This window comes from Thermodesulfobacteriota bacterium (assembly GCA_035559815.1).
GTDB lineage: Bacteria > Desulfobacterota_D > UBA1144 > Nemesobacterales > CSP1-2 > DATMAT01.
On the sequence record DATMAT010000028.1, the window covers coordinates 14,978 to 39,078 of the forward strand.

Here is a 24,101-nt window from a genome sequence, read left to right on the forward strand (position 1 = left end):
TCTCCTTGAAAATTTATATTTGTACATCGCTATTCAGATGGTTCTCGATAACTCCGCGAAGCTTTTTTAGCGCCTGGGTTTCGATCTGACGCACCCTTTCCTTGGAAATATCGAGCTCCTCGCCCAGGTCTTTGAGTTTGATGTTTGGTATAGTCAGGTATCTTTTCTCGATTACATACCGTTCTCTAGGGGACAGATGGTCAAGGCCATCCTGAAGGCCTTTCTGCATCAGTTCTTTTGTTTGCACTGATTCGATTACCTCCTCATGGTTAGGTCGATAATCGGATATCGAATCGAGATAAGTAATATTCTGATCTTCACTAGATGCCTGATCGAGAGAAAAATCCCTCGATGCCATTCTCATTTCCATACCTATCACATCGTCCTCTTTAACCCCAAACAAATCAGCCAGTCTACTCCAGTTTTTACCGTCTAGCTCTTCTCCTTCATCTATTTTTAATTGTTTCTTTCCCCTACCGAGCTTCTGAAAGAGTTTTCTTTGTGCCTGAGTAGTGCCGATCTTTACCAGGCTCCACGACCTCATGATAAAATTATGTATCCTCGCCCTAATCCACCAAACTGCATATGATATCAGTCTATAACCTTTATACGGATTGAACTTCTTTACCGCCTGCATCAATCCCACTGCACCCTCTTGAATCAAATCAACTAACGGGAACCCATAAGATACGTATTCAGAAGCTATCTTGACCACAAATCTAAGGTTCGAAACCACGAGCCTTCTTGCAGAATCATAGTCCTTTTCTTCATAGTACTTCACCGCCAGCGCCCTTTCCTCCTCACGGCTAAGCACCGGATAATTCTCCACTTCCTTCAAAAAGATAGTTAAAGAATCCCTTACCGCAATCTCTCGCATCTCTTTATATTACCTCTTTATAATCCGAAGTTAATCATCAATAGGAGAAAGTCAAGGGTTAATTGGTCAGAATTTCTAATGAAAAGAGCATAATGCGCTTCTAATTGATGGAATGTGCGGGTAAGTATGGTCTATATTGCTCGATATTAAGAATCTTAACTTTACTTAACTTCCCAGAGCGGCATTGACCGCCTTAGAGGCTGCCTCGCGCATATCCGCACCGGTGGCGATGTTCAAACCGGATTCGGCGAGCATTTTTCTTCCAAGCTCGACGTTGGTCCCCTCTAACCTCACCACTAGCGGAACCCCTATTCCTACCTCCTTGGCCGCCGTAATAATCCCCGTGGCTATGGTATCGCACTTCATGATGCCACCGAATATATTCACAAAAACGGCCTTAACGTGCGGGTCACTGAGTATCATCTTGAAAGCTTGAGTTACCTGCTCGGCGCTGGCCCCACCGCCAACATCCAAGAAGTTGGCCGGCTCACCTCCATGATGCTTGATGATATCCATCGTAGCCATGGCCAACCCCGCACCATTCACCAGGCAACCAATGTTTCCGTCCAGCTTTACGTAACTGATTCCCCATTTCTTTGCTTCAAGCTCCATCGGGTTCTCTTCATTCGGGTCACGGAGTTTTTCCACCTCAGGATGACGGTAAAGGGCATTGTCATCAAAGTTAAGTTTAGCATCAAGCGCAAGTATTTCCCCCTCACCGGTTACGACGAGCGGGTTCATTTCTGCTAATGAACAATCGTTTTCCACAAAAGCCCTATATAAAGATGAGATAAAGCTCGTCGCTTTATTCACGACCTTCCCGTTTAGTCTCAAAAAATAGGCGATCTTCCTGGTGTTGAACGGGAGTAGTCCGGTGGCCGGGTCTATATATTCTTTTAATATCTTATCCGGGCTAGTCCTGGCTATTTCTTCGATCTCTACTCCGCCTTCAGAACTGGCCATAATGACTATTCTTTCCTGAGCCCTATCTATAACCATACCCAGGTACATCTCTCTTTCTATCTGTGATGCTTCCTCTACCAGCACCTTGCCGACGATCTTCCCATCTGGTCCGGTTTGTTGCGTAACCAATCGCATGCCCAGCATTTCAGACGCGATTTGCCTTACTTCAGAAGGAGTTGTTGCCAGCTTGACCCCTCCCCCCTTGCCCCTTCCGCCTGCATGGATCTGGGCTTTCACCACGAATTTTTGGCAATTAAGGTCTTTTGCGATCTGTTCCGCTTCATCCGCATTAAAAGCCACCTTACCCGTAGGAACCCTGACGCCATATCGTGACAGTAGGTCTTTGGCCTGATATTCATGAATGTTCAAATCGGTGCTTCCTCCTGGCAAAAAAGCGTCTTATTCATAAGTTGCCGTTACTCCTTAGCTTCCGGAGTAACCAGTTTATAGGGTCAAAATATTTATCGGCGACCCTTTCTTTAAGCGGTATAATGGCATTATCGGTAATATGTATATGCTCGGGGCAGACCTCGGTACAGCATTTGGTGATGTTGCAATAGCCCACGCCTGCCTCCTTTCTCAGCATGGCCGAGCGGTCTAGTGTATCGAGCGGGTGCATCTCCAGCTCGGCGATCTTTATCATGAAACGCGGCCCGAAAAAGGCGTCGTTTTTATGATGATTCCTCAAGATGTGACACACATTCTGGCACAGGAAACACTCTATACACTTCCTGAATTCCTGAATACGGTCTATATCCTCCTGATACATTCTCCAATCCGTATCCTTAGGCGGGGTAAAGGGAGGGATCTTCTTGTGTGTCTGGTAATTCCACTTGACGTCCGTGACCAAGTCCTTTACTACCGGAAAAGCCTTCATCGGATAGACAGTTATAGGCTCTCCCTGCGGAAGGCTATCTATCCTGGTCTTGCAGGTTAAGCGTGGCTTGCCATTCACTTCGGCACTGCAAGAACCACACTTAGCCGCCTTACAGTTCCAGCGCACTGCCAAGTCACCATCATAATTTGCCTGTATATAATGGAGGGCGTCGAGGACAACCATTCCTTCATCCACGGGCACCTTATAATCTTTTTCTTCTCCGCCTTGGGCATCCCCACGAAATACTCTCAAAATGACGTCGGCCATTATTTGTCCTCCGCGATAATCCTTTTGAGTTCTTCCGGCATCTCCGGTAACGGAGATACCCCAATCCTCATGGACTCACCGTCTTTAGTAATGACTGAATTAACCTTGCCCCATTTATAGTCGTCCGTATTTGGATAGTCCACACGAGAGTGAGCCCCCCTGCTCTCTTGGCGCTGTAGCGCACTTTTAGCAATCGCCTCCGATATGATGAGCATAGACTTCAGGTCCCGGCACAGGTGCCATCCCGGATTGTAAAGCCGGGTGCCCTCAATTTTCAGATGTGACGCCCGCTCCTTTAACTTCTCCAGCTCGTTAATACCATGCTTGAGACCCTCGTCAATCCTAAAAACACCAAAATAGTTCTGCATCACATCCTGTAATGTGCTGTGGACGGTGTATGGGTTCTCTCCGTGGGCATTCTCGAACGGCCTGAGCATCTCCCTAGCCGCCTGCTCCAACTCGTCCTCGTTGATTTTGAGCGAGTCCCCGTTAATCTCATTGGCATACTGTGCGGCTCCCAATCCAGCCCGTCTCCCGAATACAAGGAGATCGGAGAGGGAATTCCCTCCCAACCGATTGGCACCGTGCATTCCTCCTGCCACCTCTCCGGCAGCAAAAAGTCCGGGCACCGTGCTAGCCCCATTCTCTGCTTGGACACGTACACCCCCCATCATGTAATGGGTAGTAGGTCCTACCTCCATTGGGCCTTTGGTTATATCTATATCGGCAAACTCCATGAACTGATGATACATACTAGGTAGTTTTCTCTTTATGTATTCCGGACCCTTATGAGATATATCGAGGAACGCCCCGCCGTGCGGAGAACCTCGACCCTCTTTCACCTCGGTGTAAATGGACCTGGCCACGACGTCACGGGTAGATAGCTCCATTTTCTGGGGGTCGTATCTTTCCATGAACCGCTCGCCCTTCGAGTTTGTGAGAATCCCTCCCTCCCCTCTAACCGCTTCCGTCACCAGTATTCCCTTCACGCTTGGCGGCCAAACCATGCCGGTGGGGTGGAATTGAACAAATTCCATATCTATGAGTTCCGCCCCTGCCTCATAGGCCAGTGCATGGCCGTCGCCCGTATACTCCCATGAATTGGAAGTGATTTTATATGCTTTCCCGATTCCGCCTGTTGCTAAAACCACTGATTTTGACTTAAAAACCACGAATCTTCCGCTTTCCCTCCAGTATCCAAAAGCCCCGGCGATGCGCTCCCCGTCCTTGAGGAGATGGGTAATCGTACATTCCATATATACATCCATGCCGGAGTGTATGCCTTTTTCCTGGAGCGTACGTATCATCTCCAGGCCGGTGCGGTCGCCGACGTGGCATAGCCTTTTCCAGGAATGTCCACCAAAGGCACGCTGCATTATACGTCCGTCGTTAGTGCGGTCAAATAGAGCACCCCACATCTCTAGCTCCTTGACCCGGTCTGGAGCTTCCTGGGCATGGATTTGAGCCATACGCCAGTTGTTGAGCATCTTGCCTCCCTTCATCGTATCCCGAAAATGGACCTGCCAGTTGTCCTTCACATCGACGTTAGCAAGGGCTGCAGCAATTCCTCCCTCCGCCATTACCGTATGTGCTTTTCCCAAAAGCGATTTACAGACCAAACCTACAGATGCCCCCTGGGCGGAAGCCTCGATCGCTGCCCTGAGCCCGGCGCCTCCTGCACCTATAACTATCACATCGTGCACATGTGTCTCGTACTTCTCCATCATATCAACCTCACGTCATTAATTATTCCCCTGGCTACGAGCATTACATAAAGGTCGGCGAACGCTACCACGAAAAGACTTATCCAAGCCCAGAACATATGATGTTCGTTTTGCTTGCTGACACACTTCCAGATCGCATGCCGGCTGGGGCACTTAGACATAACGTCCATCTTCCCGCCGACGAGATGGCGAAAAGAATGACAGGAAAAGGAGTACATCGATAGAAGGAATGCATTGACCAGAAGGACTATGGAGCCGATTCCGATGCCGAAACCGTCTTCGAAAAAGAAAGCCTTAATCGCATCGTACCAGAGAAAAAGGACCACGACGGTAGCAGCATAAAGGAAATAGCGGTGTATGTTCTGGAGGATGAACGGAAACTCAGTCTCCCCGGCATAGCTACCCTCTTTTGCTTTCGGCTTCACTGCGCATGCCGGTGGGGCCCAGAAGAAAGAGCGATAATATGCCTTTCTGTAATAATAGCATGTAAGCCTGAAACCAAGCGGAGCCCAGAGTATCAATATAGCCGGAGAAAACTTCCACCAGTCGGGTGTTATCAGTGGAGAGTAAAAGGGAGACAAATACGGTTCGGCTAAATAGTAATTCCCGGCCAGCGCCCGCCAAGTTGCATATATACCAAATGCCCCCAGTACAATGACCGTGATAAGCGGCTCAATCCACCAGGTGTCCCTCCTCATGGTTAGGGCATTTTCTGTTGCTGCGTTCGCCATTTTTCTTCCTCCAGATTAGTATACCAGAGCTAATTCAAACGCTATTTTCATATCGTTTCCTTTGGGATAATCAGGGGAAATCGCTCAGGGTCACTAATATTAAATAAGCGTCTTGACCTAGTCAAGAATTTGCACCAGCCAATTGCCACTCTTAAAGCTCCCCCAGCTCATGTATCCTATCGCAAAGCTCTTTTACATGGCTAGCGGAAAGGTGAAGAGCTTTAGCCTCTTCATCCGTGAGCTTAATTTCAAGGATTTTTTCGACCCCGTTTCTTCCCAGTTTTACCGGAAGACCGACGAAGGTGTCTTTAATTCCGTATTCGCCGCTCGTCAGCACGCAGCAGGGCAGTATTTTCTTCTTGTCCTTGAGTATTGCCTCAACCATCTCTACGGCCGATGCCGCCGGGGCGTAGAACGCACTCCCGGTCCTCAAGAGCTTGACAATCTCTGCACCACCGTCGCGGGTCCTCTGGATTATCGCATCAAGCCTCTCTTTAGCTATAAGCTCGGTGATCGGGACGCCGGACACTGTAGTGTACCTAGCCAGAGGAACCATATCGTCCCCGTGCCCGCCAAGCACAAAGGCGTGTATGTTTTCTACCGAAACACCTAACTCCATGGCGATGAATGTCCTGAACCGGGCTGAGTCTAACACCCCGGCCATCCCCATGACCCTCTCTTTTGGGAACCCGCTTACTTTGTATGCAACGTAGGTCATAGCATCGAGCGGGTTGGTCACCAGGATCAGAACCGATTTGGGAGACCTTTTAGCAACCTCAGCCGTAACCTGTTTCACTATCTTGGTATTAGTGGAAAGGAGATCATCCCGGCTCATCCCGGGCTTTCTGGGTATTCCAGATGTTATTACCACAACATCCGAACCCTCGGTTTGGTCATAGCTATTGGTCCCAACAATATTAAGGTCGTAGCCGGAGATAGGCCCCTGCTGCATGAGGTCGAGTGCCTTCCCCTGGGGCATTCCCTCGACTATATCCACCAGCACTATGTCTCCTAGCTCCATCTCCGCCAATTTTAGGGCGGCAGAAGCCCCTACATTCCCTGCTCCAATCACTGAAATCTTCGGTCTGCTCATCATTCACTCCTGGTCTAATTTTATTAGTTAAGGCTGGCGGGAGTGCATAATATCCGCCTTTATCCACTCCAGAGAACTTTTTGGTTAATAAGCATACCTAATCAACCCGGAAGATTTAAAATCTATGTGTTTCATCCAGCCAATACCCTGTCCATGTTGTCCACAATGGCCTGTCCGAACTCGGAGCACTTTAAGAGCGTTGCACCCTCAAGCTGGCGTTCTAGGTCATAGGTGACTTTCTTCTCGGAGACCGTTCTCTCCATGGCCTTCATTATTAGGTCTGCAGCTTCTTTCCACCCAAGATATTCGAACATCATAACCCCGGATAGTATGACCGAGCCCGGATTTACCTTATCCTGTCCGGCATACTTGGGAGCGGTCCCATGAGTGGCCTCAAACACCGCATAGAAGTCGCCGATGTTTCCACCAGGAGCCATCCCCAACCCCCCTACCTGAGCGGCACAAGCATCGGAGAGATAATCACCGTTTAAATTGGGAGTAGCAATTATGTCATATTCGTTCGTCCTGGTTAAAACCTGCTGGAGCATATTGTCCGCAATTCTATCCTGTATGACCACTTTACCCTCAGGCGCTTTGCCGTTGTATTTACTCCAGAGGTCGTCCTCGGTTATGGTCACATCGCTGAATTCCTCCCTGGCTACTTCGTACCCCCATTCCCTGAACGCACCCTCGGTGAATTTCATTATGTTTCCTTTGTGAACCAGGGTTATACTCTTTCTTCCATACTCCAGTGCGTACTTAATTGCTTTTCTAACCAGCCTCTTTGTCCCAAAGACACTTATAGGCTTGATTCCTATTCCTGAATCTTCACGGATGTTCACCTTCAGGTTTTTCTTCAAATACTTGATCAGCCTCAGAGCCTCCGGAGAGTGACATTCCCATTCCATTCCAGCATAAACATCCTCAGTATTCTCTCTAAAAATCACTACATCCATATTCTCGGGTTTTTTCACAGGAGATGGAGTTCCTTTTATGTATTTAACCGGACGTACACATGCGTAAAGGTCAAGCAACTGCCTGAGGGCTACATTCAGGCTCCTTATACCTCCGCCCACAGGGGTGGTAAGGGGTCCCTTTATGGCCACAACATGCTCTTTTATCGCCGTCAGTGTCTCGTCGGGGAGCCAAGTCCCTGTCTGGTTATAGGCCTTCTCCCCAGCAAGAACCTCAAGCCAGGCTATCTTTCTGTTGCCATCATAGGCCTTTTTGACAGCCGCATCGAATACCAGTTGTGAGGCATGCCAAATATCCGGCCCGGTTCCGTCTCCCTCTATGAAGGGAATTATGGGATTGTCAGGAACTATTAACTTCTCCTCTTTTTTGTCTATAGTAATTTTTTGGCCTTCGTTATTTGATATGAATGACATGATTAAAATTCCTCTCTATCATAATTTTCGGCTAATGAATATACATGGATTTATTGAAAAAACAAATCATTTTGGGCTAATTTATCAACCACAAGTACAACAAAGCAAAAAGAAAAACGGAAAAGAATTATTGATTCCCCAACCCTAGTCGCTGAGCCATACCGCGCCCTAATTTAACCAGGATGCAATCGGTTATCGAGAACTGGTCTCAACCTGTAGTGGATTCCCGTTTTCACGGGAATATAGTACCTATCTCTACCCCACTTGTTTTAATTACCCCTAGCCATCTGGCGCAGCACGGTATGTAAGATACCGCCGTTCCGATAGTACTCGATTTCGATGTGGCTATCCAAACGGCACACTGTCTTGAACACGGTCTCACCACCATCTTCACGCCTTGCCCGGACCGTAACGTCTTTACGCGGCCGTAGGTCTTCGCTAATTCCCTCTATTTCGTATTGTTCGAATCCGGTTAGTCCTAGCGTCTTCCAGCTCTCACCAGCCTTAAACTGAAGCGGAAGAACACCCATTCCTACCAGGTTGCTCCTATGTATCCTCTCGTAGCTCTCTGCTATGACCGCCTTGACCCCTAGGAGCATCGTGCCTTTAGCCGCCCAGTCTCTAGAGCTGCCGCTTCCGTATTCCTTCCCCGCTATAACTATCAGTGGTATTCCCTCATTTTTATATTTCATCGCTGCGTCATATATACTGGCTTTTTCTCCACTAGGCACATACACAGTCCACCCGCCTTCTGTACCCGGAACCATCTGGTTCCTAAGCCTGATATTGGCGAAGGTGCCCCGTATCATAACCTCATGGTTGCCGCGACGAGAGCCGTAGCTGTTGAAGTCGAGCGGCTGAACCCCATGCTCGATTAAATATTTTCCGGCAGGGCTATCCTTGGCTATGTTGCCCGCCGGAGATATATGGTCAGTGGTAATAGAGTCTTCAAGAAGGGCCAGCACCCGTGCCCCCCTGATATCTCCAACTGGTGCCGGTTCTAGAGAGAAATCGGTAAAGTAAGGCGGCTGCTGGATGTAGGTAGATTGAGCGTCCCACTCGTACAGGTCGCCCTCTGGAATGGCTAAATTCTTCCATTCATCGTCACCCTCAAAGACATGGGCATAGCGGCCCCGGAAGAGCTCTGGATTCAGGGTCCTTTTTATTGTCTTTCTTATCTCTTTTTGAGAGGGCCAGATATCCCTTAAAAATACCGGTTTACCATCGGAGCCTACTCCTAAAGGTTCGTTGGCCATATCTATATTCACCGTCCCGGCAAGGGCATAGGCTACTACTAGAGGCGGCGAAGCCAGATAAGCCAGCCTGGCCTGCGGATGTACCCTGCCCTCAAAGTTTCTATTACCGCTCAGTACTGCGGCAACGGTGAGGTCATTTTCCTTGACTGCCTGGGCTATGGGCTCGGGTAATGGGCCGCTATTCCCTATACAGGTCGTGCATCCATACCCGACCAGATGGAACCCCAATTTTTCCAGATAGGGCATCAGGTCTGCTCCATGCAGATAATCCATGACCACGCGCGAACCGGGTGCCAAGCTCGTTTTAACGGTAGGGCTAACGCTTAGACCATGCTCGACTGCCTTTTTGGCCAGGAGCCCCGCCCCGACCATCACCGATGGGTTTGACGTATTAGTACAACTGGTGATGGCCGAAATCACCACTGAGCCATCGGCGAGGGTGGCCTTATCTCCGTTGACCTGGACCTCGGCTTTCTTCAAATCTTCTGGATTTCTCTTGGCCTTAGTCTCCATGTATGTATGGAAGGATTTCTTCATCTCTCCTAAAGTTATCCGGTCTTGAGGACGTGATGGCCCGGCCAGGGAAGGCTCGACCGTGCTCAGGTCTAGTTCCAGATAATCGCTGTAAACCGGGTCTTCGGTATCATCGGTGCGAAACAGTCCCTGAGCTTTGGTGTATTTTTCGACCAGGTCAACCAGTTTTTTATCCCGCCCGGTGCCCCGGAGGTATATGAGAGTCTCCTCATCAACCGGGAAGAATCCTATCGTCGCTCCATATTCCGGTGACATGTTGGAAACGGTCGCCCGGTCGGCAAGGCTCAGATGGCTGAGACCCGGGCCGTAAAATTCGACGAACTTCTCCACAACCCCTCTTTTCCTGAGCATCTGTGTTACAACAAGGACCAAATCGGTAGCAGTTGACCCCTCGGGCAATTCACCGTATAGCTTAAAACCCACCACCTCTGGAATAAGCATATAAAGAGGTTGTCCCAGCATGCAGGCTTCGGCCTCTATACCGCCAACACCCCATCCCAGCACGCTTAGGCCGTTAATCATGGTGGTATGAGAGTCGGTTCCGACTAGCGTATCCGGATAGGCGATTGTGTCGCCATTGACTTCAGCAGTCTGAACCACATTGGCCAGGTATTCCAGGTTGACCTGATGAACTATGCCGGTGCCCGGAGGAACCACCCGAAACTTGTCGAAGGACTTCTGCGCCCAGCGAAGGAAGGCATAACGCTCCCGGTTTCTTTCAAATTCAATTTCTACGTTTCTCTTGAATGCGTCAGGCGAGCCGAAAAAATCAACCTGTACCGAGTGGTCTATCACCAGGTCGACCGGCACTATGGGATTTATCCGTTTGGTATCTCCTCCTGAATTCTTCACCGCATCCCGCATCGCTGCCAAATCAGCCACACAAGGCACCCCGGTGAAATCCTGGAGTATCACCCGGGCGGGCATGTAGGGAATCTCCCTAGCCTCGGGCTTCTCCGGATTCCATTTAGAAAGCGCATGTACATCCTCTTCCGTAGCAATCCTGCCGTCACAATGTCGAAGTAAGTTTTCCAGAAGTATTTTTATGGAAAACGGTAACCTTGAAGTATCAACTCCTATTGCACCCTCAAGGCGGTTTAGAGAGTAATATTTAACCGTTTTTCGACCGACCTTAAGAGCGGATATTGTATTGAAAGGGTTATTTGTTGGCATTTTTTATCTCCTAATTTTTAATCTCGATTGACTCCTTTATTATATCCGAGGTGGGAGAATTGGGAAGTTATAGTCAGAATTATATCAACCTTAGAACAGACACTTAAAAATACGATCTAAAATAAAACTCATTTGCGTCCTTCGACAGGACGAACGGGATTTTTAACTTCGTCGAAGAGCAAGCATTCTAAGAGCGGATAGATATATCCGCTCATCCTGAGTTCATCAAAGGATGATAAACAAATTACAAAGCTAAAGAAGGCATTCTTCGACAAGCTGTTATGTAAAAAGTCAAGGGGTATTTCAAGAAAAACCACAGCTTTGAACAAACGAATCCCTTCTGCTTTTTTTAGTCTCCTCTGTCTCCTATCTAAACTACTCCCCTGGACCAACCCCAGGGTGAACGGGTCCTTAACTCCGTTAAATAGGAACTCAGTCTCTTTTCGTGCTTCTCCCTAAATGAAAGGAACGCAGATCCTTTCCCGAATGAACCACCTTGCAGCAAGGGGGCTGTAGGGTATCCGAAAATTTCCCCTCCCTTGATGGGAGGGGATGAAGGGGAGGGTGAATTACCCCCCACTCCTTTGGCTTCGCTCAGGACAGGTATGCGTTCCCTACAACATAAACAAATGTTGCATAAGCAAAATATTAGAAATGTTTTTCGCCTAATTTTTAATTCAGTGTGGTCAAAGGCAAGAACTGGCCCTCTACTGGCCGTCAAATCTTCTAAAGGCCAATGTCACGTTCGTCCCCCCAAAGCCGAAGGAGTTGCTGAGGGCAACTGCTATATCTGCCTCCCTAGCTTTATTTGCGACATAGTCGAGGTCGCAATCCGGCTCGGGATTGTCCAAGTTTATGGTTGGCGGGAGGATTCCGTGGTATATGGCCAGAGCAGTGAAGGCCGCTTCGATGCCGCCTGCCGCTCCCAGGAGGTGTCCGGTCATGGATTTGGTGGAGCTTACCGGGATGCTGTAGGCATGTTTTCCAAACAATTCCTTTATTGCACGCGTCTCGTTAATGTCGTTCTGCGGAGTAGATGTCCCATGAGCGTTAATGTATTGAACGTCCTCCGGATTCAACTCCGCATCTCGTAATGCCGCTTTCATACATCTGACCGGACCGTCGAGTGAAGGAGAGGTTATGTGGTAGGCATCACTGCTCATCCCGGAGCCTATCAACTCGGCGTAAATTCTTGCGCCCCGCTTTTTAGCGAACTCAAGCTCCTCAAGAATCAATATTCCGGCGCCTTCTGCGATTATGAACCCATCCCTGTCCCGGTCAAATGGACGGGAGGCACGCTCAGGCTCGTCGTTCCTCGTAGAAATAGCCCGCATCACGTTAAACCCGGCTATGGTCATGGGAATAACCGGAGCTTCGGTCCCCCCGGCGATCATAGCATCAGCATCCCCTCTCTGGATGGCCATCGCCGAATAGGCAATGGCATGAGCGCCCGCCGCACAGGCCGTAGTGGTGCAGCTATTCGGTCCCTTAGCGTTGAAGTAAATTGATACATACCCGGCGGCCATGTTGGCAATAATATTCGGAACAAAGAACGGAGATATCCGGCTGGGACCCCTTTCTTCCATCACCAGCACCGTCTTGTAATACGTATCCATACCGCCTATCCCGGAGCCAATGATGGTTCCAATCTGTGGAGAAAGTTCGTCGGTAACCTGAAGGTTGGCATCGTCCAGAGCGAGCTTGGTAGCGGCCACTGCATACTGTATGAACGGGTCGCTTCTCCTTATCTCCTTGGACTCCATAAAGGCTTCCGGCTCAAAATCCAGGACCTCCCCGGCTATCTGGGTCTTGAGCGAAGAAGGGTCGAATTTGGTGATACGTCCTATGCCCGAACGCCCTTCGCATATGCCTTCCCAGGTCTTTTTATTGCCGGTGCCAAGCGGCGTTACCAGCCCGATCCCCGTTACAGCCACCCTTCTTTTCATTATTTCTTACGCTCCAAAATGTAATTTATTGCATCCTGCACAGTTAGAATTCCTTCTGCATCCTCATCCGATATTTCCAGCCCGAATTCATCCTCCATGGACATGATTAACTCGACCAGGTCAAGAGAATCAGCCCCCAAATCCTCGATGAAAGATGATTCCGGGGTAACTTCATTCTCCGACTTGCCCAACTGAGTCGCTATCATTTTCTTTACCTTAGCGACGACTTCCTGATCTACCTGAGTTGCCATATTGTTTTCCTCCCAAAATTTTTTCAAGTGTAAAGACCACCGTTTACCCTTACAACCTCCCCAGTAACATACGATGCGCCGTCGGACGCCAGAAATGACACCACCTTTGCTACGTCCTCGGGCGTTCCAAACCTGCCCAGTGGAATAGCTTCCATGTATTTTTCTTTGACATTTTGCGGAAGTACATTTGTTATATCCGTCTCGATAAAACCCGGGCTCACCGCGTTAACCGTTATCCCCCTAGAAGCGAGCTCCTTGGCGGCCGACTTGGTAAACCCGATTATTCCAGCTTTGGCTGCCGAATAATTCGCCTGTCCCGGGTTACCCATTTCACCGACAACAGAAGTGATGTTGATAATTCTTCCGTATCTCTCTTTCATCATCATCTTCGCCGCCGCCCGGGTACAGTTAAACACACCCTTTAAGTCAACAGCCAATACCTCGTCCCAATCCTGGTCTTTCATTCTCAAGAGGAGCCCGTCTTTTGTTATTCCAGCGTTATTCACGAGAATCTGGAGCCCGCCAAACTCTTCACCGATTTTTGCTATTTCTTCCTGAACCCTGGGTGAATCCGAAACATCGAAACAAGAGAGCTTGGCCCTTCCGCCTGAGCTTTCTATTTCGTCGAGCACTTCCTTTGCCGCAGATTCGCTTTTCGAGTAATTAACAACGACAAAGGCACCACGTTGCGCCAACTCTACTGCAACCGCCCTTCCGATTCCCCTGGATGCTCCGGTTACCAGTGCTATCTTGTTCTTAAATTCCATCTTGTTTAAGCTGTTTTAAATGACCCACTTTCTCAAAATTCCGCACAAAAGCATCCGGGACCGTTCTCTTTATTAATCCGGAAAGCACGTTTCCGGGGCCGACCTCCAAAAATCTTCTTACCCCGGCTTCGTACAAGGTTTTGATTGATTCGTACCATCTGACCGGACTCATCACCTGGTCTATCAAAAGATCTCTTATCCTGGTCGGGTCGATATTTATCTTTGCGTCTAGGTTTGTCACTATCGGTATCTTAAACTCAGAAAAGTTTATCTTATCCAAGACCTGGGCCAGCCTTTCCGCAGCAGGGGCCATGAGCTTGCAGTGAAAGGGGGCGCTAACCTCCAGGAGAACCACCCTTTTTGCACCCCGTTCTTTAGATAAAGAGGTGGCTTTTTCCACTGCCTCCCGGTTCCCGGAAATCACCGTCTGGCCGGGGGCATTAAAATTCGCCGGACTAACGACGAACCCATTCGTGGAGGCCTCTTCGCAGATTCCCTCGACTACATCTTTTTCTAGCCCGAGAACGGCGGCCATAGCGCCTACTCCTACCGGGACTGCTTCCTGGGTGAATTTGCCCCTCTCCCTCACTATCCATACTGCATCCTTGAATTCCAGGGTTTCGCTTGCCACGAGCGCGCTGTACTCTCCGAGGCTATGCCCGGCTACATAATCCGCTTGAAACCCGGCCTCTTCATTGAGTACCCGGAGAGCGGCAATGCTAGCGGTAAGTATGGCCGGTTGGGCATTCACCGTTAGATTTAGGTCGTTAGAACCTTCATCAAAACAGAGCTTGGCCATATCTAGATGAAGCACATCGCTGGCTTCTTCAAAGGTTTTGCGGACAGTCGGAAATTCACCATATAGTTCCTTACACATACCTATATACTGAGACCCCTGTCCCGGAAATACAAAAGCCATCATTTAATCGTCACTCCTCTGACTCTTTCTTAAAAGTCCTTCCTTTATAAAAACCGCAATTGGGGCAGGCCCTATGCGGCGATTTCAGCTCATTACAATTTGGGCAAAGCGATAGCCCCGGTGTCGAAATCCGGTAGTGTGTTCTCCTCTTCCTTGACTTAGACCGGGATGTTTTTCTCTTGGGAAGCGCCATCTGATTTTCTCCTTAACAGGTTTTCTATACTTTTAGGCCCCTCAGCACGGCAAATCTGGGGTCCAGGCGGTCTTCTTTGCAAGAACAGACCCCATGGTTCAAGTTAGCCCCACAATTTTGGCAAAGTCCTTTGCAATCCTCCACACAGAGTACCTTAATCGGTAGGGACATCGCTATTAACTCCCTGAGGTAAACACCGAGGTCAAACTCATCTCCGCTATAGGTTTCATAGTCGACGTCCTTATCCTTTTCCTCGGTTTTATACGCCGGAGAAAGAACCAAATTCACCCTCGGGGAGAGGGTTAAGTCCACATCCCCCAGGCACCTTGCGCAAAAAGACCTTATAGAAAAAGATATGTTACCGTATACGGCAACCTCTTTTAAAACCTTCACCAGCTGCAGGTCAAACTTGATATTGGAAGACAAATGGGTGTCGTCCGAGTTAGACGCAAGCTCCGGTATATTGGTCAGCCATTCCGGCTTCCTCGATGCGGCTATGTGCAGGCCTTCATTGCCTATGTCGGATACTCTTACTTTCATAACAAACTAATTACCTAAAAATACGGCATTAAATAATAATATAACATTTGGCTTTTGCAAGTTCAGAGATTTTTACCATTCACACCAGGTGGCAAGCAACCATATGTCCTCCGCCGACGTCTCTGAGCGATGGTTCTTCATTTTTACACCTTTCGACGGCAACGGGACACCGGGGATGGAACCGGCACCCGGAGGGCGGGTCGATGGGGCTGGGAACATCGCCCGATAATATTATTCTCTTTTTCTTGGTCTTAGGGTCAGGAAGGGGAACGGCAGAAAGCAGCACCTTGGTGTACGGATGTAGAGGATTCTTATAAAGCTCCTCATTCTCGGCAAGCTCAACTACCTTTCCCAAATACATTACCGCAACCCTGTTGCTTATATGTCTCACCACACGGAGGTCATGGGATATGAAAAGGTAGGTCAGCCTGAATGCCTCCTGGAGTGAGATAAGAAGGTTTATGATTTGGGCTTGAACCGAGACATCCAGGGCAGAAACAGGCTCGTCACAAACAATAAACCGCGGCTTGACCGCCAGTGCCCTGGCTATGGCGATTCTCTGTCTCTGTCCACCGCTAAATTCATGCGGATAGCGAGAGAGCACGTCCTCTCTGAGACCAACCGTTTCCAGTACCCTTTTAACCTCCTCTTTAATTTTGCTTTTGGGCACTATGCGGTGAATGGTAATCCCTTCACCTACGATGGCTTCGACCTTCATTCTCGGGTTGAGGGAACCGTAGGGATCCTGGAATACTATTTGCATTTCACGCCGGAGTCGTCGCATCTTACCGGAATTCAAATGAGTTATGTCCTGTCCATCGAAGAAAATATGCCCATCGGTCGGCTGGTTAAGTCTGATAGCTGTTTTCCCAAGCGTGGTCTTTCCGCATCCGCTCTCTCCCACTAGTCCCATAGTCTCGCCTTCAAAGATGTTTAGGTCCACCCCATCTACGGCCTTTACGTAGTTACTCAGCCTAGACAGGATCCCCGACTTGATGGGGAAATACTTTTTTAGTCGAACTAGCCTGATCAGTTCTTTACGTTCCATCTATGATTAGCTCTTGACCCATTCACGTTTCTACACCTTGTCATAAATCCCGAAACTCACTTCTTCTACCCTAAAACATGCCGACAGGTGTCCGTTTACCGCCCGGAGCGGCGGCTCCGACATCCGGCACTTTTCTATCACCAGGGGACACCGGTCTTGAAACCTGCATCCAGTGGGGAAATCCTGAGGGCTAGGTATTACACCGGGAATGGCGCTTAACTTCTCCCTCTTCTCATGAAGGCCGGGAATCGAGTTCATAAGGCCAACAGTATAAGGATGCTGCGGGCTTTCGAAGAGATTGGTCGTCGATGCATGCTCCACAATCTTCCCGGCATACATTACATAAACTTCGTCGGCAACCTCTGCCACTATTCCCAGGTCGTGGGTTATAAGAAACACGGACATTCCCATTTTTTCTCTGAGGTCGTTTATAAGCTCCAGGATTCCGGCCTGAATCGTGACGTCGAGAGCCGTTGTGGGTTCATCCGCAATCAGGAGCTCCGGGTTGCAGGCAAGGGCCATTGCTATCATCACCCTCTGGCACATCCCGCCGCTTAATTCATGTGGATAATTGTTTACTCTTTCTTTAGGGGAAGGAATACCTACCAACCTCAGCAGCTCCAAAACGCGCTCCCGCTCCTCTTTCCTGGAAACACGAAGGTGGGTTCTTATCGCCTCCCCGATTTGATCCCCGACCGGGAAGACCGGGTTAAGGGAGCTGAGAGGCTCCTGAAAAATCATGGATATTCTGTTTCCCCGAATTGCCCTGATGTCTCTCTCCGAAAGCTTGAGCAGATTCATATCATCAAATATCACCTCACCGTCGTCAATTCTGCCCGGTGGCTCCGGAATCAAACGCATTATGGAGAGCGCAGTTACGGTTTTTCCACATCCGCTCTCCCCTACAACGCCTACGATTTTACCCTCGGGGATGGCCAGGGAGACCCCGCTCAAAACCTCTACCCTTTCCTCATCGCTTCCGAAAGATAACCTGAGATTTTTAATTTCCAGTATGTTTCTCATCGAACAGCCTATCCATTTCTAACTAGCCACAGAGGTTGCAGAGAATTTTCAATATCAAGACAAATTCTTCTCGGTGTGCTCTGTGGCAAATAGTTTTTTTCAATATTAAAACTTCCTCTTCCTCAATCTTGGGTCTATTGCGCTCTTGAAACCATCCCCGACCAAATTAAACGCAGTCACGGTCAGAAAGATTGCCGCACCAGGAAATAGAACAAGCCACCAGGCAAAATCAACGTACCTCTGCGACTGGGAAAGCACATCGCCCCAACTAGGTTCTGGCGGTGGCACTCCAAAGCCTAAAAAGCTTAACCCTGACTCGACCAGAATCGCCCCGGCTATTCCAAACGTAGCGGCGACGAGAACCGGCGCCAAGGCATTAGGCAGCATGTGCTTGAGCATAACCCGGAAATCGTCTCCCCCCAGAGCCACAGCCGCCTCCACATAATCGTACTCTCTTAATCTCAGGAACTCTCCCCTCACCAACCGGGCAATCCCGGTCCATCCCGTCGCCCCTATCACAATCATTATGTTATAAATGCTGGGGTCCCTGAATGCAAGTATGGTTAGAATGAGAAAGAACACCGGGAAAGTCATCATTACCTCAAAAAGCCTGGAAATCACAAAATCGACCACACCACCATAGTATCCAGCTATCCCTCCCAACAAGATTCCGATGATAGAAGCTATGCCCACGGCGATAAAACCTATGGATAAGGAAATCCTGGTTCCGTGGATCATCCTGCTGAGGACATCCCTTCCTCGGTCGTCTGTCCCGAAAAGGTGTTCTCTAGATGGTGGTGTGAGCACGGATAAAAGATCGCTTTCGGTTGGGCTGTATCTCACCGGAGGGAATAGTACAAAGTCACCCGGCTTTAGCTCTTCTTCCAGCTCCTTGAAATCGACACCGAATAATTCGCTGTGGGTAAAAATTAATGGGAAATAGAGCCTTCCATTCCACTTGATCAAAATGGGCTTGTTACCGGCCAGAAAGTTCTCAAATAGGGCTATACCGCATAGGACGAGAATGACTATGAGAGCGGCCAAAGCTAGCCTGTCTTTCTTGAAACCCTTCCAGACCGTACCCCAATAACTCAGGTTTTTGTCAGCGGTCATCTTCTGCTCTCAAAGCTTATCCTTGGGTCCACCAGCACATATAAGATATCAGCGACCAAAATACCAACCAGGGTAAGAAAGGCAGAAATGGTAGCGATTGCCATAATCACTGGATAATCGCGGGAAAGTACTGCCTCAAATCCCAACTGTCCAATCCCGGGGATAGAAAAGATGCTCTCGATAATCACGCTTCCTCCGATCATCGCTGGTAGGATAGAGGCGACGATGGTAATTATCGGTATCAGGGCGTTTCTGAGTGCATGCTTGAACAAAATCACCGAGTCCGGCAATCCTTTGGCTTTTGCTGTTCTGATGAAATCTTCCCTAAGAACTTCAAGCAGGCTTCCCCTTTGATACCGAGACAGATAGGCCAAATCGCCGTAGGTCAGACATATAATCGGGAGTATAATATGCCAGAGAAAATCAAGAGCCTTCTCGGTAAATGTAAAATTTTCCGCCCCCGGCGAGAGAATCCCGTAGATCGGAAAGACGTTCCAGAAATCTCCCCCGCCCAGAAAGTAGATCAAAATCATCGCCAGCCAGAAGCTGGGGATGGAATAAAGTGCGAAAAGAATGAAGGTGATAACCCGCTCCGACAAATTCCCCTCCTTGACCGCAGAATAAACACCGAGGGGAATGGATATAAAATAGGCCAGGAATATGGAAATTAAATTGAGAGACAGCGTCACCGGGAGCCGTTCTCCAATCTTCTCGATGACCGGACGGTGGTCCTTGTATGAAGAGCCAAAGTCAAGCGTGATGATACGCTTGACCCAAATCAGATAGCGTATATAGATGGGCTTGTCCAGTCCGTATAGTTTTTTGGTTTGTTCGACGATATCCTTGGTAATGGCCTCCGCTTTTACCCCCTCTTCTATGTTTAGTTTTCTCTCCACCGGGCTGCCCGGGGCAAGCTGAATCACAAAAAAAGTAATCACGGTGATTCCGAAAAGTGTAGGTATTAAAAGTAAAAGTCTCTTCAGTAAGTAGCTTCTCATCTTATTTATTCACCCGAGAATAAAACTATGTCAAATAATACAAAATCCAATTTAAAAATTTAACAAGGCATATGCTCGATAAGATCTTGCCTTGATTTACCCGAGTAACAACGCTGTAGGGAACGCATATATGCGTTCCCTACGCTATCTAGCTACTCATTACCAGAATAGATTTTGAAAGACCGGAGCATTGAGCTAGATGAATTACTTAAAAAAAGAAACATCATTTTAGCGCAATACCGATATTCATTCAATTATCAATCGGATAAATATATTTTGGCATCTGTGGGAGGTAATAAAATGGTGGGTCACACATTTCTGTCTGACAACTTGGACGGTGGTTAAGCATTAGCGATTCAGCGCAGCCCGGCCGTACTTCTGGAGAGGCAGTGGAACATACCACTCAAGCGGGTCGAGCCCCAGGGGATATACCGTAACCCCCTTGAACCTCTTATTGACTGCCACAGTCGACTTACGGCAAAAGAGAAAGGTATACGGCTGTTCTTGGTGTATGATTTCGGCAAACTTTCTATAAAGCTCTATTCTCTTTTCCCGGTTGAACTCGGTACGAGCCTCCTCTATCAACCTATCCGCTTCTTTATTCCTAAAACCCACGAAATTTGACCCCTGCTCGGCTTGTGAGGAATGCCATACTTGGTATGGGTCGGACTCAACCCCCATGGACCAGGCCAGGGTCACGGCGTCGAATTTTCTTTCGTTGAGACGCTGCGTAAACACGGCCCACTCGGTCTTTCTTATCTCCATGTTTATTCCCACTTTATCCAGCTCCTCTTTAAATATAGTAGCAATCTTTTCACCGGTTTCAGAGCCGGCCGGTATTAGAAACTCGAACTTGAATTTAACTCCGTCTTTATCCCTGATTCCATCGCCGTCATGATCAACCCACCCAGCTTCTTTAAGTAGCCTTTTGGCTTCCTCGGGGTCATACCTATAAGGTTTTATGGACTTATCGTACTCCGGGCTGTTAATGTAGAAAGGATTAGTAACCACAGCCCCCAGGTCATACAGTATTTTGCTCAGGATAAGCTCTCTATTCACCAGATGAGTCATCGCCGTCCTCACGCGCACGTCGGAGAAATAGGGCTTAGTCATGTTCCACCCGATATAGCTATAGTTAGGGGTGAAGTAGCTAAGCTTATCGAAGTTCTTGACGAAGGCTTCCGAGGAAGTCTGCCTGAACCACTGTATCGGGGTGAGCCCGGAAAGATCTAGCTCTTCGCGCTTCAGCACCTGAAAAGCAACTGTATTGTCGGTGATTATCTTGAAGATAATTCTATTCAGATAGGGCTTTTTGCCCCAGTAATCCTCATTCCTTTCAAGGACGATCTCCCTACCGGTTTCCCACTTCGCGAACTTATAAGGACCAGTGCCGATCGGATGCCTCCCCGCCGGGTTGGTATTAAAATCACCTTTTTCAAAGATATGCTTAGGCACTATGGGCATTCCCCCGCAGAACTCGAGCGCCAGGAAGTAAGGCCGGGCATAAGTGAATCTGACCGTATGATCGTCGAGGGCCTCTACCTTTTCTATATCTTGGTAATAATTTCTGAGATGAGGCGCATCGACCTTCGGGTCCTTAATCTTATCGTATGAAAAAACCACATCATGAGCAGTGAATGGAACCCCATCATGCCACTTTACCCCTTTTTTGAGAAGAAAAGTAAAGGTCAGTTTATCTTCGGATATTTGCCAGGAATCGGCAAGAAGGGGAACGATTTCCAGGCTTTTATTGTCACGCTTAACCAAGGTCTCGTAGATATTTCCGGAGTTTATTGTGTTCTCGTAAGCGTCGGTGGCAGTTATAGGGTTCAATGTGGCCGGTTCTGCGCTAAGATGGTAAATCAACCAATCACCCTCGACCGGCTCGGAATCCGAATAAGCCGAGTAATCGTTCGCCGGGGGACCTGATTTCTCATCGGCAGGCTTACAGGAGAGGAGGGTCAACGAGAAAAGAAGCGGGAAGAGTAGGATAAGGAACAACCTGGACATATGAAAATTTATTATAACTCTAGTTTGAGAGAAAACAAAGGAGCTAAGAACCTGCCAAACAACCGAGGTAAAACATCATTCCGGAATGGAAATTACCGGAGAGACGCTTAAACCGCGCCTCTCCAGTGATCAATCCCCTTGAGAAGCTTTGCTGATTAAAGGCTTGATAATATCTATTGGAATAGGAAACACGATTGTAGAGTTTCTCTCGGAGGATACCTCCACCAGTGTCTGAAGGAACCTGAGCTGAAGTGACATCGGGTTTTGAGAAAGGATATTGGAAGCCTCCGCCAGCTTTGTCGCAGCCTGGTATTCTCCCTCCGCATTTATTACCTTTGCTCTTCTTTCTCTTTCCGCTTCAGCCTGTCTAGCCATCGCCCTCTGCATCTCCTGGGGTAGGTCAACAAACTTGATCTCTACCAACGAAACCTTTATCCCCCATGGGTCGGTGTGTTTGTCCAAAACCTCCTGAAGTTGGACGTTTAACTTTTCTCTCTCCGAAAGTAGGTCGTCTAGTTCCACCTGTCCTAGGATGCTTCTAAGTGTAGTCTGTGAAAGCTGGGATGTGGCGTAAAGATAATTTTCTACTTGCACTACGGCCTTCACCGGGTCAACCACACGAAAATAAACAACGGCGTTAACTTTAACCGAAACGTTGTCTCTAGTTATAACGTCCTGGGGCGGAACATCCATGGTAATCACCCGAAGTCCGATCTTCACCATCTTGTCCACCCCCGGAATTATCCAGGTAATTCCCGGTCCCTTCGGATTGATGATTCTCCCAAGCCTGAATACCACGCCGCGTTCGTATTCGTTGAGTACCTTAACCCCGGAAAGCAGAAATAGTATTATGAAAGCTACAAATATTAAAGTGGGCGTAGACATAACCTATCCTCCTTTTTAATCTCCGACTTTTTTGACCTTCAGCTTGAAACCGCTTTTGACCTCGACTACCTTTACCTTGTCGCCGGCACTGATCGCTTCATCGCTTTCCGCATCCCAGTACTCGCCGTGAATGAAAATCTTGCCATTCTTATCTATTACGGTTACCGCTACCCCTTCATCCCCCATAAGACCTTCAAACCCGGTAGAAGTGGCAGAGCTCTGCGCTTTCACCAGATAAAATGCCACGAAGGCAAAGAAAAGTCCTATGGCTAAAGCTGCAGCAATCACCACGTCAAATCCTACTCTTACATCGGACTGAGGCGTATCGAATAGAAGAAGCGCTCCCAGGATGAAACTTATTATCCCGCCCACCCCGAGAATGCCAAAGCTGGTTACATAAATCTCCAGGATCAGAAGCATGACGGACAACACCAGCAAAGCAAGGCCGGCATAATTGAAGGGGAGTATCTGAAGAGAGACCATGCCCAGAAGAAGACATATCGCTCCAGCCACGCCCGGAAATATTAAACCGGGGTTGTAAAATTCAAGTAGAAGCCCGAGTGAGCCGAGGGAAATCAAGAGAAAAGCTATATCCGGTACGCTCAGGGTATCGATCAACTTCTGCTTGAAATTCATATCAATTCTCTCTACACTCGCGCCCTTTGTCTTTAATATCCTCTTGCCATCCGGAAGCTCTACTTCCCGTCCGTCGATTTGGACAAGAAGCTCGTTTACACTAGGGGAAATAAGGTCTACGACATTAATCTTGAGGGCTTCTGTAGCGGTGATTGAAGCGCTATTTCTCACCGCTTCAATTGCCCATTCCGTATTCCTTTTTCTTTTTTCCGCTATACTTTCTATGAATGATGAGGCAAAGTTCTCCACCTTTTCGTTAAACTTTTTCTTTTCATTATCGTCTTGTTTCTCCTCATCGGTTCCTTCGCCGCCTCCTCCACCTGGCGAAATTAGAACAGGATGGGCAGCCCCTATGCTTGTTCCATCAGTCATCGCAGCGACATGGGCAGAAAGAGTTATGAACACTCCAGCGGATGTAGCCGTTGCACCGCTGGGATAAACATAAATCACGATCGGTACAGGAGAATTCAATATTAACTGCACAATCTCCTTCGTAGATGAAAGAAGCCCACCCGGAGTATCAAGAATTATAATTAGAGCTTCTGAAGAATTTTCTTTCGATTTGTCAATGCCTGTTCTTATGTAGTCATAGGTAGCCGGATTTATCGTACCATCTATCTCTATAAGAGTCACATTTCTTTCTGAAGCATCCTCGGGGTCTGCATGAGAAATTACAACCAAACCAAGGAAGACAACGGTAGCCAGAGATAAAAGTATTTTTTTTCTCATATTATGCATACCAAGGATATTGTAGCTTTCGACTGGAAAAACCGCAAGTTTGGTCTTTGGTCTTTGGTCTTTGGTCTTTGGTCTTTGGTCTTTGGTCTTAGATTTAAATCTTTAACCCGAAACTTGGAACTCGGAACTCTAAACTTTTTACTCAAAGCCA

General features: G+C 48.3%; 21 protein-coding genes. All 21 read right to left on the reverse strand.

Annotated elements, in window-relative coordinates; genetic code table 11:
• Positions 1-13: 13 nt before the first annotated feature.
• Positions 14-877, reverse strand: coding sequence for an RNA polymerase factor sigma-32 (locus VNN20_08025; GenBank protein ID HWP92128.1), 864 nt, complete (start codon positions 875-877; stop codon positions 14-16).
• A 165-nt stretch (positions 878-1,042) separates the two neighbouring features.
• On the reverse strand, positions 1,043-2,209 hold the full coding sequence (gene sucC, locus VNN20_08030; protein ID HWP92129.1) for an ADP-forming succinate--CoA ligase subunit beta: 1,167 nt from the start codon (positions 2,207-2,209) through the stop codon (positions 1,043-1,045).
• A 34-nt stretch (positions 2,210-2,243) separates the two neighbouring features.
• Positions 2,244-2,984 carry a succinate dehydrogenase/fumarate reductase iron-sulfur subunit gene (locus tag VNN20_08035; protein ID HWP92130.1) on the reverse strand — a complete coding sequence of 247 codons (741 nt, stop codon included), beginning with the start codon at positions 2,982-2,984 and terminating at the stop codon, positions 2,244-2,246.
• Entirely contained in the window at positions 2,984-4,708 is a 1,725-nt protein-coding gene (locus VNN20_08040; protein ID HWP92131.1) for a succinate dehydrogenase flavoprotein subunit, read from the reverse strand. Before VNN20_08040 ends, VNN20_08035 begins: the two co-directional genes overlap by 1 nt.
• On the reverse strand, positions 4,708-5,439 hold the full coding sequence (locus VNN20_08045) for a succinate dehydrogenase (protein HWP92132.1): 732 nt from the start codon (positions 5,437-5,439) through the stop codon (positions 4,708-4,710). Before VNN20_08045 ends, VNN20_08040 begins: the two co-directional genes overlap by 1 nt.
• Positions 5,440-5,590: 151 nt before the next feature.
• A complete protein-coding gene (mdh, locus tag VNN20_08050; protein HWP92133.1) occupies positions 5,591-6,532 on the reverse strand; it encodes a malate dehydrogenase in 942 nt (313 codons plus the stop codon).
• A 131-nt stretch (positions 6,533-6,663) separates the two neighbouring features.
• Positions 6,664-7,920 (reverse strand): isocitrate dehydrogenase (NADP(+)), encoded by a 1,257-nt coding sequence (icd, locus tag VNN20_08055; GenBank protein HWP92134.1) that lies wholly within the window; start codon positions 7,918-7,920, stop codon positions 6,664-6,666.
• Positions 7,921-8,189: 269 nt separating this feature from the next.
• Entirely contained in the window at positions 8,190-10,883 is a 2,694-nt protein-coding gene (gene acnA, locus VNN20_08060) for an aconitate hydratase AcnA (protein ID HWP92135.1), read from the reverse strand.
• A gap of 707 nt (positions 10,884-11,590) precedes the next feature.
• Entirely contained in the window at positions 11,591-12,829 is a 1,239-nt protein-coding gene (gene fabF, locus VNN20_08065) for a beta-ketoacyl-ACP synthase II (GenBank protein HWP92136.1), read from the reverse strand.
• Complete coding sequence (gene acpP / locus VNN20_08070; GenBank protein ID HWP92137.1) at positions 12,829-13,080, reverse strand: acyl carrier protein; 252 nt, start codon at positions 13,078-13,080, stop codon at positions 12,829-12,831. Before acpP ends, fabF begins: the two co-directional genes overlap by 1 nt.
• A 23-nt stretch (positions 13,081-13,103) precedes the next feature.
• A complete protein-coding gene (fabG, locus tag VNN20_08075; protein HWP92138.1) occupies positions 13,104-13,847 on the reverse strand; it encodes a 3-oxoacyl-[acyl-carrier-protein] reductase in 744 nt (247 codons plus the stop codon).
• Positions 13,837-14,769, reverse strand: a complete 933-nt coding sequence (gene fabD, locus VNN20_08080; GenBank protein ID HWP92139.1) for an ACP S-malonyltransferase — start codon at positions 14,767-14,769, stop codon at positions 13,837-13,839. The genes fabG and fabD overlap by 11 nt, the downstream gene beginning before the upstream one ends.
• A 7-nt stretch (positions 14,770-14,776) precedes the next feature.
• Positions 14,777-14,959, reverse strand: coding sequence for a 50S ribosomal protein L32 (rpmF, locus tag VNN20_08085; protein HWP92140.1), 183 nt, complete (start codon positions 14,957-14,959; stop codon positions 14,777-14,779).
• Positions 14,960-14,983: 24 nt separating this feature from the next.
• Positions 14,984-15,499 (reverse strand): DUF177 domain-containing protein, encoded by a 516-nt coding sequence (locus tag VNN20_08090; protein HWP92141.1) that lies wholly within the window; start codon positions 15,497-15,499, stop codon positions 14,984-14,986.
• 79 nt (positions 15,500-15,578) lie between these two features.
• A complete protein-coding gene (locus VNN20_08095; GenBank protein HWP92142.1) occupies positions 15,579-16,547 on the reverse strand; it encodes a dipeptide ABC transporter ATP-binding protein in 969 nt (322 codons plus the stop codon).
• A gap of 30 nt (positions 16,548-16,577) precedes the next feature.
• Positions 16,578-17,570: an ABC transporter ATP-binding protein gene (locus VNN20_08100; protein HWP92143.1), complete on the reverse strand. Its 993-nt coding sequence runs from the start codon at positions 17,568-17,570 to the stop codon at positions 16,578-16,580.
• Between the two features lie 105 nt (positions 17,571-17,675).
• Positions 17,676-18,683: an ABC transporter permease gene (locus tag VNN20_08105; GenBank protein ID HWP92144.1), complete on the reverse strand. Its 1,008-nt coding sequence runs from the start codon at positions 18,681-18,683 to the stop codon at positions 17,676-17,678.
• Positions 18,680-19,681: an ABC transporter permease gene (locus tag VNN20_08110; protein ID HWP92145.1), complete on the reverse strand. Its 1,002-nt coding sequence runs from the start codon at positions 19,679-19,681 to the stop codon at positions 18,680-18,682. Before VNN20_08110 ends, VNN20_08105 begins: the two co-directional genes overlap by 4 nt.
• A 348-nt stretch (positions 19,682-20,029) precedes the next feature.
• Entirely contained in the window at positions 20,030-21,691 is a 1,662-nt protein-coding gene (locus VNN20_08115) for a peptide-binding protein (protein ID HWP92146.1), read from the reverse strand.
• Positions 21,692-21,820: 129 nt separating this feature from the next.
• Positions 21,821-22,576 carry a slipin family protein gene (locus VNN20_08120; protein HWP92147.1) on the reverse strand — a complete coding sequence of 252 codons (756 nt, stop codon included), beginning with the start codon at positions 22,574-22,576 and terminating at the stop codon, positions 21,821-21,823.
• 15 nt (positions 22,577-22,591) lie between these two features.
• Positions 22,592-23,941, reverse strand: a complete 1,350-nt coding sequence (locus tag VNN20_08125) for a nodulation protein NfeD (protein ID HWP92148.1) — start codon at positions 23,939-23,941, stop codon at positions 22,592-22,594.
• Between the last annotated feature and the right edge of the window lie 160 nt (positions 23,942-24,101).